The sequence below is a fragment of the Rhodococcus sp. NPDC019647 genome (assembly GCF_044389235.1).
Lineage (GTDB): Bacteria > Actinomycetota > Actinomycetes > Mycobacteriales > Mycobacteriaceae > Rhodococcus_F > Rhodococcus_F oxybenzonivorans.
This window is the reverse complement of the sequence record NZ_JBIRXS010000011.1, coordinates 118,203-133,738: the sequence shown is the minus strand read 5'-3', so window position 1 is coordinate 133,738 and position 15,536 is coordinate 118,203. Positions and strand designations below refer to the sequence as shown.

Below are 15,536 nucleotides of genomic sequence, written 5' to 3'. Positions count from 1 at the left end.
TGACGATCGTTCCGGCGCCGCTATTTCGAGCACAATGGAAGGCTGGGATGGCGATGGACCCGACAGTGACTGCGGACAGGGCAGCGCTGCCCTTTGCCCAGTTCGAGCAGGTCCACACCGTCGATCTGGACCAGGTTCGCTCGGTGGTCGGATCCGCCTTCTGTCGTCACACGCTCGAACCCACAGACGGCGACGGCGCAGCGTCCGTCAGGTTCCATTCAGCGACCGCCGGAACCATAGGCCTGCACTATTTGGACTACGGCACCGGCATGCGGATTCGCCCGAGCGATCTCGACGACTTCTACCTCGTTCAGATTCCCCTCTCGGGAGTGGCTGAAATTCATTGGGGATCTGAAACATTCGAGTCGACGCCAACTGTCGCGTCTATTCTCCAGCCGGGAGGGTCGACGACCATGGAATGGCACAAGGGGAACCGGCAGCTGATCGTTCGGATCGATCGCCAGAGTCTGGAGCGGCAAGTGCAAGAGGCGCTCGGTGCCTCGCTTCGCGAGCCACTGCGGTTCGACGTTCGAATGGAGCTGGAGCAACCGGGAATTCGCTCCTGGCGTGGCGTGCTCGACCTTCTGCGGGGCGAGATGGAAAATGGTGGCACCCTGCCGAACGAGCCGATCGTGATGAAAGAGTTCGAACGGCTTTTGCTCAGTCAACTTATTGTGGCGCAACCCAACAACTACACAGAGGCATTGCAGCGGCCAGTGCCGGTGGCGCCTCGAACGATTCGCCGTGCAGTCGAAATACTCGAACATCACGCGGACGAGCTGCTCACTGTCGAGGATGTCGCATCGGCTACGGGCATCAGCGTCCGGGCGCTGCAAGACGGTTTCAAGAGGTACTACGGCACCACGCCGATGGGGTATCTCCGGGAAGTCCGTATGAAAGCTGTTCACGCCCTGCTACTGGAGGCAGATCCGTCGACCACGACGGTCTCCGATGCGGCGGGCAGGTGCGGATTCCTGCATCTCGGGCGCTTCTCCGTGCAGTACCGAGAGAAGTTCGGCGAGACGCCATCGGCAACGCTCCGGCGATGACGGTCCTGGTGCCCGTGCTCGACAGCGCCACGGAATAGGAAGGTGCGACTACTCCTCCGCGCGAGGTCGACCTGTGTTGTCGTGGCAGGCTAGTTCGGTGCCGAGGCGACTGGCGCAGAGCTCGTTGAGTTCTGAGATCACTCTGATCTCCAGCTCGGTGGGGCCGCGGAGAATCCTGAGCAGGCGCATGAAGTACTGCCTGGGGGAGAGTCCGAAGTTTACGTAGATATCCTCGTTGGAACCACCGCCGTCGTGTTGCCATTGGAGCGCGAAACTGAGTATTCGCGCCTTTTCGGTGGGTCGAACATTGCTGGTGTCTGGCATCGTGTGTGTCTTCTCCTTCAGATAAACCGATCCGGCAGGGCTGCTCCGCGATGTCGCACACTTACCGCGTACGTGCAGACAGAGCATTTAGCAGGGATTCAAGGCTTTCAGCTGAGGGGAGGCGGGCGACATCTTCCACGATGCGGTCTGCGGCAGCTCGACCCATCACAGGGTCGACGAGCGAGTGGAATTTGGTGACGAGGGTGTCCCAGCGCCGAGCCAAGTGACGCGCGGGCGTCGATTGGTTGACGTTTACTTCTGCGACGCGCTCGGATCCATCGGCGAGAATGACCCGCACGATGGAGGACCGACTGTCGCTGTCGGTGCGAGCGTCGACCTGGACTCGATCACGCAGAGCCACCACCTGCGGGTTGATCAGCGACACCGGCGAGAAGGCCTGTTCGCTGAGGTCGCCCGTCACAAACGCCATGGCCGTGGTGAACCGCAGGCTGAATTTCCCCTCGAGCGGTGTGGAAGGCTCCCCAATATTGCACACCCGAAGGTGTCCCGCCGGGACGAGCACAGTGATCGAATCGATGACTTCTGGTTTCACCCCGGACTCGCGCAGCGACAACGCGCCCTCGATCGCCGAGTGCGTCAAATAGCATGCAGCGTGATACTTGAACAGGACCTCGGTGATAGCTAGTTCGGTCCAGGTCCAGGCCTCCGAGGTGCCGCCGCCATCGGATTGCGTGTCGAGGAAGCCCTGCGTCGCGCCCAGAACGTCGGTGTGTGCCGTGACCCCGCGAGCAGCGAGAGTCGCGGCTCTCAAGCCGTTTTCGGCGGCAGAGCCCACCTGTAGGGGCTTTGTCATCGTCCCGAACATCGACTTGAGACCGGCCGCGCGCGACCCGGCAATGCCGAACGCATGCGCCCACTGGTTGTCATCGAGCCGTAGCAGGTGTGCGACGGCTGCCGCGGCGCCGAACGTGCCCACGGTAGCCGTCGCGTGGAAGCCGCGCGCATAGTGCGACGGCTTCATCAGCTGGCCGATCAAGGCTTCGGTCTCGAATCCGGCCACGAACGCCGCGATGAAATCCTTCCCACTGATCGGCATGCCCTCCGCGGCAGCCATGACTGCAGGCAGCAGGGGAGCCGAGGGATGGCCGTCCATCCGGGATACGACGTCATCAAAATCGATGGCATGTGCTGCGGTGCCGTTGACCAGGGCTGCCTGGGGGCGGGAGACTCGGTGACCGGTGCCCCACAGCGTGGCCTGCGGGCTTCCACCCTCGTCGAGCACATCGTCTCGAACATGCGCCGTCACGGCTTCATGTACCCCTGCGATCGCGACTCCGAGCGTGTCGAGTATGCAGTGCAGGGCACCGGTGACGACCTCCTGTGGGAGATGATCAAGGCCGCGAACGCGTGTGATGACCTGACTGGTGAGCGTCTGCTGGATCGCACCGACCGCAGCGAGTCGGTCGCTGTCGGGTCCGCTCATCGTAATCGCCTCACCATCGTCGAAACCCTCTGCGTCCGTCTTGCTAGGTGCCGGCATCAAGCTGCCAGTCGAGATCCGCGCCGGCGGACGAGCGCCGACCGCTCGCCTTCGAAGACGATGCGGCCGTCTTGTCTGCGACCCCAATGCCGGAACACCACGGTCCCGTGCGCAGCCGCGTCGTCGCCGGGAGTGACCGAGACGACCTCCGTAAAGGCCTCGATGGTGTCCCCGTGGTGTACGGGCGCACGAAAACGTAACCGCGACCAACCGAGCTCGGCCGACGCGTGCTCGGCGGTGTCCTGCGAAGCCAGGCCGTAGACCAGGGAGGCGGTGGCAAGACCGAAGACGAGGCGTTCGTCGCCCAGGGGAGAGCCCTTCAAGAAGTGGTCATTGAAATGCGCCTGTGCCGTGTTCATCACCTGTTTTGCCGGCCCACTGCCTTCGATCTCGCCAACTGTCGCTGCTCGCGAGTGCCGCATCTTCTGGCCGGGGTAGAAATCCTCGAACCAGCCCCAGTGCCCGAGTAGCGCATCGTGGTCGTCGTGGTGGTCAGCCATTGCTGCCGCCCCCCTTTGTATTCGTATTCGTGACGTGATCGTGGATCGTGGACCACTCGACGAGGACAGTGTCGGCGTCGTCTTCACCGAGCTTGGGCCCGCGTCCACGGACGCGGGCCGGGGTGGAACTGAGCTTGATCGGCGAGCCGGCGATGGTCACGGGTGCGTCCGAACCGGGCTGTTCCACCTCGACAAGCATCTCGCGAAGGTAGACGTGTTCGTCGTTGAAAATGTCGGCGGCATCGTGCACGGGTCCGATGGGCACACGGCCACCGAGTGCCTCCACAACCGCCGACGTTGTTCGGTCGGCAAGCCACGCGCCGAGAATTTCGCGGACCTCGACGATATTAGCCAGCCGCGCAGCGTTGTTGACGAATCGGGGATCATCGCTGAGGTCGGGTCGGTCCATGGCCTCGGCCAGGATGCGCCAGTGGTTGTCGCTGGGCGCAGCAACGGCGATCCAGCCATCGAGAGTTTGCATGATGTCGAACGGTGCGAGCAACGGGTGCCCGTTGCCCATAGGGCGCGGCACAATTCCAAGATATGAATGCTGGTACACAATACGCTCGCACATCGCAAGTACCGCGTCATACATTGCTACGTCGACAAATTGGCCCTCGCCGGTGTGTTCGGCGTGCCGCACGGCGGCGAGGACGCCCAGGGCAAGTAGTGCGCCGGGGAAGATGTCGCCGATACCGGGCCCTGACTTCAGTGGGGTGCCGTCGAGCGGGCCGGTGATCCCGGCGAAACCTCCCATGGCTTGGGCGACGATGTCGAAAGCAGGCCAAGATTCGTAGGGACTTTTGCCGGTTCTGGCGTCGCCGAAACCTCGAAGGGCCGCGTACACCAACCGGGGGTTCTCCGCGGCGAGTGATTCGTAGCTCAAGCCCATGCGTTCCATGACACCGGCGGAGAAGTTCTCCACGACGACGTCGGCCACGCGGACCAGTTCTCGGAACTTCGCGGAGCCGTCGGTGCTCTTCAGATCCAGGACGATGCTGCGTTTGCCGCGGTTGACCGATTGAAAGTATCCGCCGAGTGCTTGGTCGGGGTCGTCGCCGACGCGGTGGGGCCCAACTCCCCTGGTTCTGTCTCCGGTTACGGGCTCAACCTTGATCACGTCGGCCCCGAGGTCGGCCAGCAGCATGGTTGTGTAGGGACCGGCGAGCATGGCGGTGAGGTCGAGTACCTTGATGCCGTTCAGGGGGCCAACGGCGGCGGCAGTTGTCATGCGACACCGCATTTGCGAGCGCGTTCCAGGACACCGTCGAAGATGCGTGCGGTGGCGGCATCGATCATCATGCCTTCGAATGCGGCGGCGCCCAGGCCGGCCTCCTCGGCCTCCTGTACTGCGCGCACCGCTGCGGTGGCGCGTTCGATCTCGATATCAGTCGGCGCGAAAACCTTGTTCGCGATGGCGATCTGGCTGGGGTGGATGGCCCATTTGCCCACGCTGCCCAGCGTTGCGGCCCAGGATGCCTCACGCTCGTAGCCGTCCGGGTTGGAGATCGCGCCGAAAGGCCCGTCGACGGCGTCGAGCCCATTGGCGCGCGCCGCACCGATCATGCGGTTGCGCGCGTAGTGCCACACATCTCCGGGGTAGCCATATGCGCCTTCAGCCGCAGCGCCGATGTGCCCCAGACGAATACCCTGGCTGGCCGAGAGGTCGCCAACGCCGAGAATCAGCGCCTCCAGACGCGGTGAGCAGGACGCGATGTCCTCGACGCAAGACAGGGCCTGGGTCTCCTCGATGAGAACCTCGAGTTTGATGCGTCCCACTTCGAGGCCGAGGCTCATCTCGAGTTGTGTCAGGAGATCGTCGACAAACCACACGTCGCGCGGGCTGAACACTTTGGGGATGATGACGACGTCGAGATTCTGGCCGGCCGCGGACACGATCTCGATAAGGTCGCCGTGGCACCATTGCGTGCTGACGGGGTTGATGCGGCACGCACGGGTCTTGTTCCCCCAGTCGAGGGTGTTGAGGCCCTCGATGATGTTGCGCCGAGCAGCGACCTTCTGTGACGCGACTACAGAATCCTCGAGGTCGAGGAAGACCAGATCCGCTTCGCTGGCTGCAGCCTTGGCGATCATCTTGGGGCTGTGGCCGGGGGTCGAGAGCTCGCTACGTCGAAGTCGATTGTCAGACATGATGTTCCCTACGTTGTGAGTTGGCGATCGCGCGCGGCGACCAGGTTTGTTCGGACGAATTCGACGACTGTCTCGCCGTGCTGGTTGGTTGCAGTGGTCTGCCAGGTGACGATGCCGACGCCGGCTTTGCTGGCCGAAGGGCGCATCTCGAGGACGCGTGAGTTGGCCACGATGGTGTCGCCGGGGTAGACCGGGCGCGCGAAGACGCAGTCGTCGATGCCGAGAAATGGACCGCCACTTTCGCTGAGGTCCTCGACGGATAGCCCTACTGCGGTACACAGCACCAGCATCGGGTTGAGCACCGTGTCCGGGTGGCCTTGTGATCGGGCGTATTCGACATTCAAATGCAGCGGCAGCCAGGCGCAGGTCGCAGTGGAGAACGACACATTATCGGCCTCCGTCAGCGTCCGGCCCCAGTGGTGGGCCATCGTTTGGTCGACCTCGAAGTCCTCGTACTTGTTGCCCTTCGGGACGAGAGGGAAGGAGTCGAGGTCGGGCTCACCGACGTCACGCGCGCCCTGCGATGTTCGTGGTCCGGAGGATGCATCAGGCACAGCTTCGTGCGGGGCCGGGGCCCGGACAGGGTTCGAGTTCATGTGTTACATGATGACGACAAATTAAAGTTTGTCAACGAACAAGTTTTCTTGGCCGAGCATAAGCGCAGGATACGACGCATTTCCTGGTGTTCGACTCGCGCCGCTGGGCCGATGTCGCGCAAATAGTAGTTGGCTGTCCACTTATAAACTGATATGTTGCAGATCACGTTGGCGCAATGACGAACGCCACGATGGTTGACAGCGGGAGCGGCAACGGTCCCGCCAGAGAGGAGCTCCACGCCGTGAAGCTAAATGCCTGTGTAGTGGGCTTGGGCACAAGTGACGTCATCGGCGACCCGGGGCGCAGTCCGCTGCGGTTGCAATTCGAATCGTTCCGCGCCGCTCTGCGTGATGCCAACCTGGACAAGGCTGACATCGACGGAATGGTAACTGCTTGGGGAGCCCCGAGAGGGGTGGACTACGACGAGTTCGCCGTCGCGGCCGACCTCGATCTGAAATGGGTGACCCAGCTGTGGACCCACGGTCGCTGGACAGCGACAACCGTGCAGCAGGCAGCCATGGCTGTCACGATGGGCCTGGCCGACGTGGTAGCGGTCATCAACAGCTCCGTATCGGCCACAGGCTACGCCCGCGAGCTGGCTCCGATGAGTACTCCGCTCGGTGGCGTGGACGAGGCGTTTCGCGACGGTGGGGGCCGTACGCGAACTGGACTCTGCATGGCACGCCGGGCGCCGGTGCCGGGGCCGCGCTTGCCACACAGCAATACATGGACCGCTACGGTGCCACGAGCGCAGACCTTGCCGCGATCCCGGTGACGTTGCGTCGGTTCGCCCACCAGAATCCGATGGCCGTGTTGCGCGATGAGAAGCTCACCGTCGAGCAGTACCTGGACCAGCCGGAATTGCTTGGGCCTCTTCGAGAGGCGGACATCTGCCAGATGGTGGACAGCTCTACCTGCCTGCTCGTGACGACGGAAGAACGCGCCGCCGATCTAGGGCGGCCGCTGGTACGCATCGCAGGCATGCAAGGTATCCCGTCGAGCCGCGACAGTTATACGTTCTTTTCTCGTCCCGGTATGGGGGCTGGAGTGAGCCCGAGCTACGACTACGTGGCTCCGAAGACCTTCCCTGTTCTCGAGATGGCCGGCATCGAACGTGACGACCTGGACGGCTTTTACACCTACGACCCCTTTTCGCATCAGATCTGGATGGCGCTGGAGCGGTGGGGCTTCTGTGCAGCCGGCGAAGCCGCCGCCTACTGCCGCGAGAAGGGCATCGGTCTGGACTCACCCCTGCCGATGAACACTTCGGGAGGAAGCCTGGCCGAAGGTCATCTCTATGGCTACGGTCACATGCTCGAGATGGTCCGGCAGTTGCGGGGCGAGGCAGGCGCACGCCAGATCGCGGACGCGAATTTCTTGCAGTGGGGCACTCCGTGGGGTGACTCGCTGGTGTTGACGAATGAGAAGGCGAGCTGACATGACACCGAACGGCAGGGACGATTCTGCGGTCGCGTTGCAGAGAATTGCCGCAGCGGCGGGCCCGGGGCAGCACGTGCACCCAGATGTCGCGGGCTTCTGGGAATCGCTGCGCGACGGATATCTGTCACTGCAACGCTGTAGTGAATGCGCGATCATACGGTTCCCCCTCTCGACCAACTGCCCGCATTGTCTGAGCGGCGAGTACAAGTGGGAGCCTCTCGACCCGCACGGCACGGTGAACGTCGCGATCCGCGTTCACGAGGCCGTAACGAACCTGCCTGCGAGTGGTGCCAGTCTTCCCCAACCCTGGCACAGCATGGCGCCTTACCTGACGGGTGCAGTCGACATGGACGCCGGGGTCCGACTGCCTGGCCGGATCCTGTGTACCTGTGACCGAGCATTGACGCCGGGCACTTCGGTGCGAGCGATCTTGCTCGACACCACGGACGGGGCCACCGTCTACGGATTTGCGCACGGATGTATCGAAAGCGACAAGGAGATTTGATGAGTGTCAACGAGGTGTCGTTTTCGGCATCACAGGGATTCTCGATCGGGATTGACGTAGGCGGAACGTTCACCGACCTCGCCTGCGGTGACGGCGAGTCGTTGTGGCGTGCCAAATCCCCGACGGACCCTCAGAATTTCGGGCGCGGAGTGCTGGGAGCATGCCGGCTCGTGGCCGACCAGATCGGTCTGGACCTCGGTACTTTTCTGAACAAGGTCGAGCGTTTCGGCCTGGGAACCACGGCGGTGACCAATGCGCTCGTGGAGAAGCAGGGAGTCAAAGCCGGGCTGCTCACCACAGCCGGGTTCGAAGACACCATCGCCATGGCACGGTCTCGCCGAGTCTCCAGCGAGGGCTACCTGGTCCCGCCGTGGAGCCCCATTGAACGATCAGCGGTAGTCGGCATTCGAGAGCGCGTGGATCGCGACGGAAAAGTCCTGCAGCATGTCGATCTGAACGACGTTCGAGCGGCCGTCACCGAGCTCATCGAAACGCACCAGATCGAGGCGCTCGCAGTGTCGTTCCTGTGGTCGTTCAAGAACTCGGAGAACGAGCGGTCGGTGGTCGGGTTCCTCCGTGAGGAATTCCCCGACATTCCAGTTTTCAGCGGCGTCGAATTGCACCCGAGTATCCGGGAATACGAGCGGACGCTGGTTGCCGCGGTGAATGCTGTCATGAGCAAGGCCCTCGATGGGATCGAGGCGCTCGCGCAGGAGTTGGCCGACAGCGGTCTGCGTGTTCCGCTTCTCCTTCTGCAAACCAGCGGTGGGACGGTCACCCTTGCCGAGGCACGCCGTTCACCCGTCATCCTGGTTGCGTCCGGACCTGCGGCCGGCGTCATGGCCGCGGCGGAAGTGTGTGCCGATGAGGGCATCACCGACGCCATCTGCGGTGACATGGGAGGGACGAGCTTCGACCTTGCGGTCATCGCGGGGTCGCTCCCACAGCGTTCCGAGCGCGGGGAGCTGCACGGGATGATTCTCGCGCAACCGAGGATCGACACCTTGTCCATCGGCTCGGGTGGCGGGTCCATCGCATGGGTCGACGGGCGCGGACTACTACGGGTCGGGCCGCGCTCGGCGCGGGCATGGCCCGGGCCCGCCTGCTATGGCAACGGCGGAAAAGACGCCACGATCACCGATGCGCTGGTGGTACTCGGTTACATCGACCCGAGCAGCTTTGTCGGGGGCACGATGACCCTCGACCGCGACGCTGCCCTGAAGGTCTGCGGGACGCTCGGAGAGTCGCTCGGCCTGTCCGCAGAAGCGACGGCCTGGGGCATCCGCGAAATCGCACTTGCCGAGATGACCAAGGCAACCCGTCTCCATGCGGGCGCGAGTGGTCTGGACCCACGCTCCCTCACCCTTATCTCTTACGGCGGCAGCGGCGGGCTGTTCACGGCGAGTATCGCGGCAGAGGCGAATATTCCGCGAGTGGTCGTGCCTCCGGCGGCATCGGTCCTGTCCGCATTCGGTGCGGCGTCGGCCGACGTGCGACGGCAGCGGATCAAGTCGGCGGACGTGTTGCTCGACAGGGCCGATGCGGACGAGATCGGTGCCGAACTCGAGAAGCTCGGCGTGGGCGTCGCCAAGGACGTCGGTGACGACGGTGTGCCCGAGCAGGATCGTGTCGTGACCTACGACGTCGGCGTTCGGTTCTTCCGGCAGACGTCCGAGGTATCGGTTCCACTCGAAACCGCAACTTTCGACCAGGATGCCATCCGCACGGCATTCCTCGAGCAGTACGCCGCCCGCTACGGAGTGGGTGCCATCGGCAGGGACGCCCAACTGGAGGTGACATTCCTGCGTGCTGTGGCAACCGGACGGTTGCCTCGCGCGACATTCCCGATCGACCGCGCATCGCGGAACGGTGGCGCCGTGAAGCCTTCGTCTCACCGCACGGTGTTCCTGGATCGTGATGGCAGTGAGCAGGTCCCCTGCTACCGCACCCCCGACTTGATTCCCGGAGATCGCATCGATGGCCCGGCCCTTGCCGACGACGTCGACACCACAGTCTTCATACCTCGCGGCGCCACACTCGTGGTTGGTGAGCGACGCTCTCTTCGATTGGATGTGAATTTCGATGCAGCTTGACAACATCGCGGTGGAGGTTCTGCGACACCAGCTCGAGGCGTTCTGCGGTGAGGGTGCCGCAACAATCAAACGCACGGCGGTGAGTCCGCTGGTGGTCGAAGGTGGTGACTACTCGTGCACCCTGCTCGATGCCCGAGGAAAGTTGGTGACCGGAGGGGGCCACATCGCGTACCACTTCTACGCGGCCACCAATGCCATCGCAGGTGTGTTCATCGAACACGGTGACAACATTTCCGACGGGGATGTCTTCTTGGCCAACGACCCCCACCGGGGAGGCGGGCTCCACGCGCAGGACGTGTTCATCATGAAGCCGGTGTTCGCACAGGAACGCTTGGTTGCGTGGATGGCGAATTCTTCGCACCTTGTGGACGTCGGGGGAATGGCACCCGGGTCCTTCGCGCCGAACGCGACAGATTGCTTTCAGGAGGCCATCCGGCTTCCGGCTGTCAAGGTCACCGCAGGCGGCGTGGAACAGCGCGACACCTGGAACATCCTTCTCAACAATGTCCGCATGCCCCGCCTCGTGGAGATGGACATCCGAGGGCTCATGGCGGGGGTCGACGTCGGGGCCGCAAAGCTGCGGGAGCTGGCAGAGCGAATTGGTGCCGACGCCCTCCAAGACGGCTTCGACGAGCTCAACCGTCGTACGGAAGAGGCGGTACGACGCGAGATTGCGCGCATCGAAGACGGGGTCTACCGGTCTACCAGTTGGACGGAGTGGAACGACGAGAAGTTCCGTATTCCCTGCACCACCACTGTCGACGGCGATTCCATCCGATTCGATTTCACCGGTACCGCGCCTCAGACACCACACTTCTTCAACTCGAAGGAGTACATCATCAAGGGCAAGATCGGTGTCGAACTCCAACGTCTGATCGGACAGGAACTTCCTCTCAACCAGGGGTACTACGACGCGATCGACGTCTATTGTCCGATCGGCAGCATGCTCAACTGCACGCACCCGGCGCCGGTGGGAGCGGCACATCTCGCGGCCTCGCATGATGCAAGTGAGGCCGCGCTGCGAACCTTCCATCAGGCGGTCGCCGCTTCACCGGACAGCCCGAGCCGTCCATACCTGTCCAGCTCCCAGACGATGTCAGCGAACGCCGTCGTGACCTTCTCCGGCAGGGGGCTCACCGGCGCGACGGACTCGTGGATCATGATCGACGGCACTGCGGTCGGCTCGCCCGCAGGCAACGATCGTGACGGAACCGACTTCAACTTTTATCTGGTGGGTAAGCAGGCCGCCATTCAGACCAACGACGTGGAGGTCACCGAGTCCTGGTACCCGCTGCGCTTCGAGTACCGGCGCCGCTCTCGGGGCGTCTCGGGGGCCGGCCGGTACCGCGGCGGCAGAGGAGTCGATTTCGCCTTCACCGTCGACGGTTCTCCGGAACTGACCGGGTCCAGCATCGGCGGGCACGGGCGTATCCCGATGCCCGGCAGTGCCGGTGGGGCGCCCGGACGTCCCACGTCGATCGAACTGATCGACCCCGACGCCGGCGCCACCCCGATCGGAACGCTCACACAGGGATTCCACCTACCGGAAGGGCACAGCTATGCCATCAAGGCCGCCGGTGGCGGTGGCTGGGGCGACCCCCTCGATCGGGAGGTCGCGGCAGTCCTGGCTGATGTGGAGGCGGGTCTGATCACGGCCGAACAGGCGAGTGATGTGTACGGCGTCGATGTTTCGGACGGGTCCACCACTCGGCGTGCCGAACTCCTGAAGCAGCGTCTGGCGGAGGCGCGTCCTCCGGTGACCACACCGGATCATCGAGTAGCGGAAGAACGTGCGTCGAGTCGAGCACTTCCGATTGCACCGGGTATCGAACAGCTTGGCCGCTTCGCCGTAAGTGTCCGTTCAGGTGCGATTCTGGCGCAGGCGCCGACGCATTGGAGCGATGGATGTCCGGTACTGGTGGAATCGGTGAACGAAGGCGTCGAAACTCGAAAGTACCTCGATCCCGAAACTGGCCACATCCTCCACACCGAGGTCGCCACGACGGACGAGCCGAGGAGCTTCGAATCGAGTCCGGCGCGCTGGCTCAATTCGGCTGACGAACAGGATAACTGAGATGGACAAGAAGGTCATCGTCGTCGGGGGAGCCAGCGGGGTAGGCGCGGCCTGCGTGCGTTCTCTGGCCGCGGCCGGTGCCTCGGTTGTATCGCTCGACCGCTCCGAGGAGGCGGGCCGGGAGGTGGCAAGACAGGCCGGCCAACGCTTTCGGCTGTGCGACGTCACGGACCGTGACCAGGTGTTCACTGCCGTCGACGGAGCGGCAGCCGAGATGGGAGGGCTCGACGCGTTGGTTCACGTCGCAGGCATTCTGGTGCAGGGGCCGGCCGAGGAAGCGACGGATCAGGATTGGGCGCGCGCCATGGACATCAACGGGCGTGGCCCGATGCTGACCAATCAGGCAGCCCTTCCGCACCTCAAGAAGGGCGAACGGAGCAGCATCACGAACTTTGCGTCGTCGGCTGCATTGACTGCGTACCCGAATGGCGCGGTATACGCAGCCTCGAAGGGCGCAGTGACGGCGTGGACCCGGACGATCGCGGTCGAATGGGCGCAGTTCGGAATCAGGGCGAACGTGGTCCACCCGTCCGCGGCGACGTCGATGGTTGAGCAGCACCTCAGCAAGATGAACGACGAGGAGAAGGCCTCCTACGCAGAAATGATGCGGCAGAAGGTTCCGCTGGGCGGCAAGTTCGGAGACCCGGATCGAGATATCGCACCGGTCATCACCTTCCTGGTGGGTGACGGTGCACGGTTCATGACCGGTCAGAATGTTGCCGTCAATGGCGGCTACTACATCTGACCTATCGGGTAGCGCAACGCATTTGCGGTGGCGTCCAGGGAATCGCCCTGGGCGTCACCGCTCTTGTCGTGGTGACGGGCGCCGGTCGGGCGGGCGAGCATTCGAGTCTGCCACACTAAAAAGCCGGGCCCTTCCCGATTCCGAGATGCCGTATGCAGCTACGTCTCGAATCCGGAAAGGGCCCGACTCTCGGTCTTGCGTGTTCGTTGAATCGGCCGGTGAGCGAACAATCAGGCGGGGATGGCCTCAGCCTCTGTGCCGGCAGATCGAGTGGCCGCGATGCTGCGCTGGGCCACCTCGGCGAGATGTTCACTCTCGTCTCCCAACAGGACGCGGTCGACCTTGGACCGCCGCCAGTACAGGTGTGCGTCATGCTCCCAGGTGAAGCCGACGCCGCCGAGCACGTGGATGAGGGTCTCACACGCCGTCTGGAAGGTGTCGGCACAGTAGGCCTTCGCGGCTGACGCCGCGATCGGGAGCTGGTCCGGCGCGTTGTCCGCAGCCCACGCTGCCCACCAGACGAGGGACCGAAGTTGATTGACGGCAATCCAATCGTCGACCAGTCGGTGCTTGACCGCCTGGAACCCGCCGATCTCCCGCCCGAAAGCCTTGCGGACCTTGGCGTGTTCGACACCGAGTTCGACGACGCGGTCGGCGGCACCGAGCCCCTCGGCTGCGAGGACCACGCAGGCAACCTGTTTGGCTCTTGCCCAACGGTCGCGGGCATCGGGACGGATGATCTCCGACGACGTCAAGTCGACGTAGCCGAGACCACGCGTGGCGTCGATGGGCTCACCGGGAGTCACCACACCCTGTCCGAGGACGAGATCGTCTCCGTCGAGGGTGAGAAAGTGAGTGGCGCCGACGACATCCATCGACGGAGTCGAACGGGAGGGGGAGCCATCGAGCACCGCGACCGCCATGCGTCCCTCGCTGATGGCTCGTAGGCGGTCGGTATCCCCCTCGAGGAGAATGGCGATCCGCGCTGCCGAGGCGAGTGAGGGCCCGGCCAGTTGGCGGCCCGCCTGTTCAGCGACCAGCGCCATGTCGAGTAGGTCTGCCCCGATGCCTCCGGCCTCCTCGGGGATTGTCAGAGAGGAAAATCCCAACTCGGCAAGCATCTTCCGGCCGGGTGCCGCTTCTTCGCCCGGCTTGTCGAGCAGTGCCCGGGCGTACTCCGGCCCGGCGTGCTCGGTGAAGAAGTCACGGGAGTGTTCGGCGAAGTTTCTCTGTTCGTCGTTGATATCGAAATTCATCGGTGCCTTACCTGCTCTCGGCTTGCGTCGTGGTGGCGGGAGTGCGATCCGGTGCGAGCCCCAGCACGCGCTCGCCGAGGATATTGCGGAGAATCTCATCGGCACCGCCGGCGAGCGCAATGCCCGGGGTCGAGGCTTGAGACGTCGCCCAGCGCCAGTCGCCCTCACCGGAGCGCGCCAATACGGCCTCGTCGCCGAGTAGGCGCTGGCCGAGATCCGCGGTTGCGTGCGCCACACGGACTGCGGTCAGCTTTCCGGCGCTGGCTTCGGGACCTGGGCGGCCGCCCTTTTCCATGCTCGTCTGCAGGCGGTAACCGGTATATCGCGCCGCCAAAGATTCGACCAGGACTCTGCCGAGTGCTTCGACCGCCAGGACGCGCCGTTCGTTGCTGAGCTGGGGGAGTTTCTCCGCCGCATGCGCGACGAGGGCGTCGCTGCGGACGCCGAGTTCGCCGCCGCCGCCGCCCACTGCCATCCGCTCGTTCATCAGCGTGGTGAGTGCGACGCGCCACCCGTCGTCGACGTCTCCGAGACGCTCCGAATCGTCTATCACGACGTCGTCCAGAAATACTTCGTTGAAGCTTTGATGACCATTCATTTGGCGAAGCGGTCGGACGGTGACCCCATGCGCTTGCATATCGAGGACGAACATCGTCAGGCCGCGGTGCTTGGGGGCGTCCGGGTTGGTGCGGCACAGCAGTATCCCGTAGCGGGAATGCTGCGCGAGTGTGGTCCACACCTTCTGTCCCTGTATGTGCCAGCCGTCGTCTCGACGCACCGCTTTCGTCCGCAGGGCCGCCAGATCGCTGCCGCTTCCGGGCTCGCTGAAGAGCTGGCACCACAGATCGTCGGCGCGCAGTAGTCGGCGAATGTAGCGTTGTTTTTGGTCCTCGCTGCCGTGGCGGAGCACCGTGGGCCCGCACATGCCCAACCCGACGTGTCCGATCGGCCCGGCGACTCGGGCCCGGTGTAGCTCTTCGTTGATGACAGCCTGCTGGGCGTTCGTGCCACCTCCGCCACCATAGGCTTCCGGCCACGTCAGGCCGATGAGACCTCCGTCGAAAAGCACAGCCTGCGTTCGTCGAAGCGCGTCGATCCTGTCTGTTCCCGGCTCCTCGAGGTAGGCGCCGTCACCGTGGGCGAGTTCGCCGTCGTGTTCTGTGAGGAACTTGCGTACCGAAGCCCGTAGGCGGGCTTGATCAGGGGTGTCGTCAAAGTCCATGGATTGTCTCTCTGATGCGTGAGCGCAGCCGGTGAGGACGGCCAGCGCGGTACGGCTGCCGCGGCCTCATGGCTCGATT

Annotated in this window: 15 protein-coding genes; 7 read left to right on the top strand and 8 right to left on the bottom strand. The window is 63.9% G+C overall.

The features are described 5' to 3' along the window. Positions 1-65 precede the first annotated feature (65 nt). The gene (locus ACH49N_RS20730; protein ID WP_358274344.1) at positions 66-1,049 is read left to right on the top strand and encodes an AraC family transcriptional regulator; all 984 of its coding nucleotides are present in this window, start codon (positions 66-68) and stop codon (positions 1,047-1,049) included. A gap of 48 nt (positions 1,050-1,097) precedes the next feature. Here ACH49N_RS20730 and ACH49N_RS20725 read toward each other — a convergent pair whose 3' ends face one another. The 6 genes from ACH49N_RS20725 to ACH49N_RS20700 all read right to left on the bottom strand — a co-directional run bounded on the left by ACH49N_RS20725 (position 1,098) and on the right by ACH49N_RS20700 (position 6,121). Then, a complete protein-coding gene (locus ACH49N_RS20725; protein WP_358274342.1) occupies positions 1,098-1,373 on the bottom strand; it encodes a DUF3263 domain-containing protein in 276 nt (91 codons plus the stop codon). A 61-nt stretch (positions 1,374-1,434) separates the two neighbouring features. After that, complete coding sequence (locus ACH49N_RS20720; protein WP_358274340.1) at positions 1,435-2,817, bottom strand: MmgE/PrpD family protein; 1,383 nt, start codon at positions 2,815-2,817, stop codon at positions 1,435-1,437. A 56-nt stretch (positions 2,818-2,873) separates the two neighbouring features. Then, positions 2,874-3,374: a MaoC family dehydratase gene (locus ACH49N_RS20715; RefSeq protein ID WP_358274338.1), complete on the bottom strand. Its 501-nt coding sequence runs from the start codon at positions 3,372-3,374 to the stop codon at positions 2,874-2,876. Next, complete coding sequence (locus tag ACH49N_RS20710; protein WP_358274336.1) at positions 3,367-4,605, bottom strand: CoA transferase; 1,239 nt, start codon at positions 4,603-4,605, stop codon at positions 3,367-3,369. Before ACH49N_RS20710 ends, ACH49N_RS20715 begins: the two co-directional genes overlap by 8 nt. Beyond that, positions 4,602-5,525, bottom strand: coding sequence for a CoA ester lyase (locus ACH49N_RS20705; protein ID WP_159924287.1), 924 nt, complete (start codon positions 5,523-5,525; stop codon positions 4,602-4,604). Before ACH49N_RS20705 ends, ACH49N_RS20710 begins: the two co-directional genes overlap by 4 nt. Positions 5,526-5,533: 8 nt before the next feature. Next, positions 5,534-6,121, bottom strand: coding sequence for a MaoC family dehydratase (locus ACH49N_RS20700; protein WP_159924289.1), 588 nt, complete (start codon positions 6,119-6,121; stop codon positions 5,534-5,536). A 176-nt stretch (positions 6,122-6,297) separates the two neighbouring features. Between ACH49N_RS20700 and ACH49N_RS20695 the strand changes: the two genes are divergently transcribed. Genes ACH49N_RS20695 through ACH49N_RS20670 form a run of 6 tightly spaced genes read left to right on the top strand, consistent with a single transcriptional unit; the run spans position 6,298 to position 12,979 of the window. Continuing rightward, positions 6,298-6,897 carry a hypothetical protein gene (locus tag ACH49N_RS20695; protein ID WP_358274335.1) on the top strand — a complete coding sequence of 200 codons (600 nt, stop codon included), beginning with the start codon at positions 6,298-6,300 and terminating at the stop codon, positions 6,895-6,897. Next, positions 6,849-7,559 (top strand): thiolase family protein, encoded by a 711-nt coding sequence (locus ACH49N_RS20690; RefSeq protein ID WP_358274334.1) that lies wholly within the window; start codon positions 6,849-6,851, stop codon positions 7,557-7,559. The genes ACH49N_RS20695 and ACH49N_RS20690 overlap by 49 nt, the downstream gene beginning before the upstream one ends. A gap of 1 nt (position 7,560) precedes the next feature. Further along, complete coding sequence (locus ACH49N_RS20685; protein ID WP_159924293.1) at positions 7,561-8,067, top strand: Zn-ribbon domain-containing OB-fold protein; 507 nt, start codon at positions 7,561-7,563, stop codon at positions 8,065-8,067. Then, positions 8,067-10,160: a hydantoinase/oxoprolinase family protein gene (locus ACH49N_RS20680; RefSeq protein WP_358274333.1), complete on the top strand. Its 2,094-nt coding sequence runs from the start codon at positions 8,067-8,069 to the stop codon at positions 10,158-10,160. The genes ACH49N_RS20685 and ACH49N_RS20680 overlap by 1 nt, the downstream gene beginning before the upstream one ends. Beyond that, entirely contained in the window at positions 10,150-12,234 is a 2,085-nt protein-coding gene (locus ACH49N_RS20675) for a hydantoinase B/oxoprolinase family protein (protein ID WP_358274331.1), read from the top strand. Before ACH49N_RS20680 ends, ACH49N_RS20675 begins: the two co-directional genes overlap by 11 nt. Position 12,235: 1 nt before the next feature. After that, positions 12,236-12,979 (top strand): SDR family oxidoreductase, encoded by a 744-nt coding sequence (locus tag ACH49N_RS20670; RefSeq protein WP_358274329.1) that lies wholly within the window; start codon positions 12,236-12,238, stop codon positions 12,977-12,979. Positions 12,980-13,209: 230 nt separating this feature from the next. Here ACH49N_RS20670 and ACH49N_RS20665 read toward each other — a convergent pair whose 3' ends face one another. After that, positions 13,210-14,235, bottom strand: a complete 1,026-nt coding sequence (locus tag ACH49N_RS20665) for an acyl-CoA dehydrogenase family protein (RefSeq protein ID WP_358274328.1) — start codon at positions 14,233-14,235, stop codon at positions 13,210-13,212. 7 nt (positions 14,236-14,242) lie between these two features. Then, the gene (locus ACH49N_RS20660; RefSeq protein WP_358274327.1) at positions 14,243-15,457 is read right to left on the bottom strand and encodes an acyl-CoA dehydrogenase family protein; all 1,215 of its coding nucleotides are present in this window, start codon (positions 15,455-15,457) and stop codon (positions 14,243-14,245) included. Between the last annotated feature and the right edge of the window lie 79 nt (positions 15,458-15,536).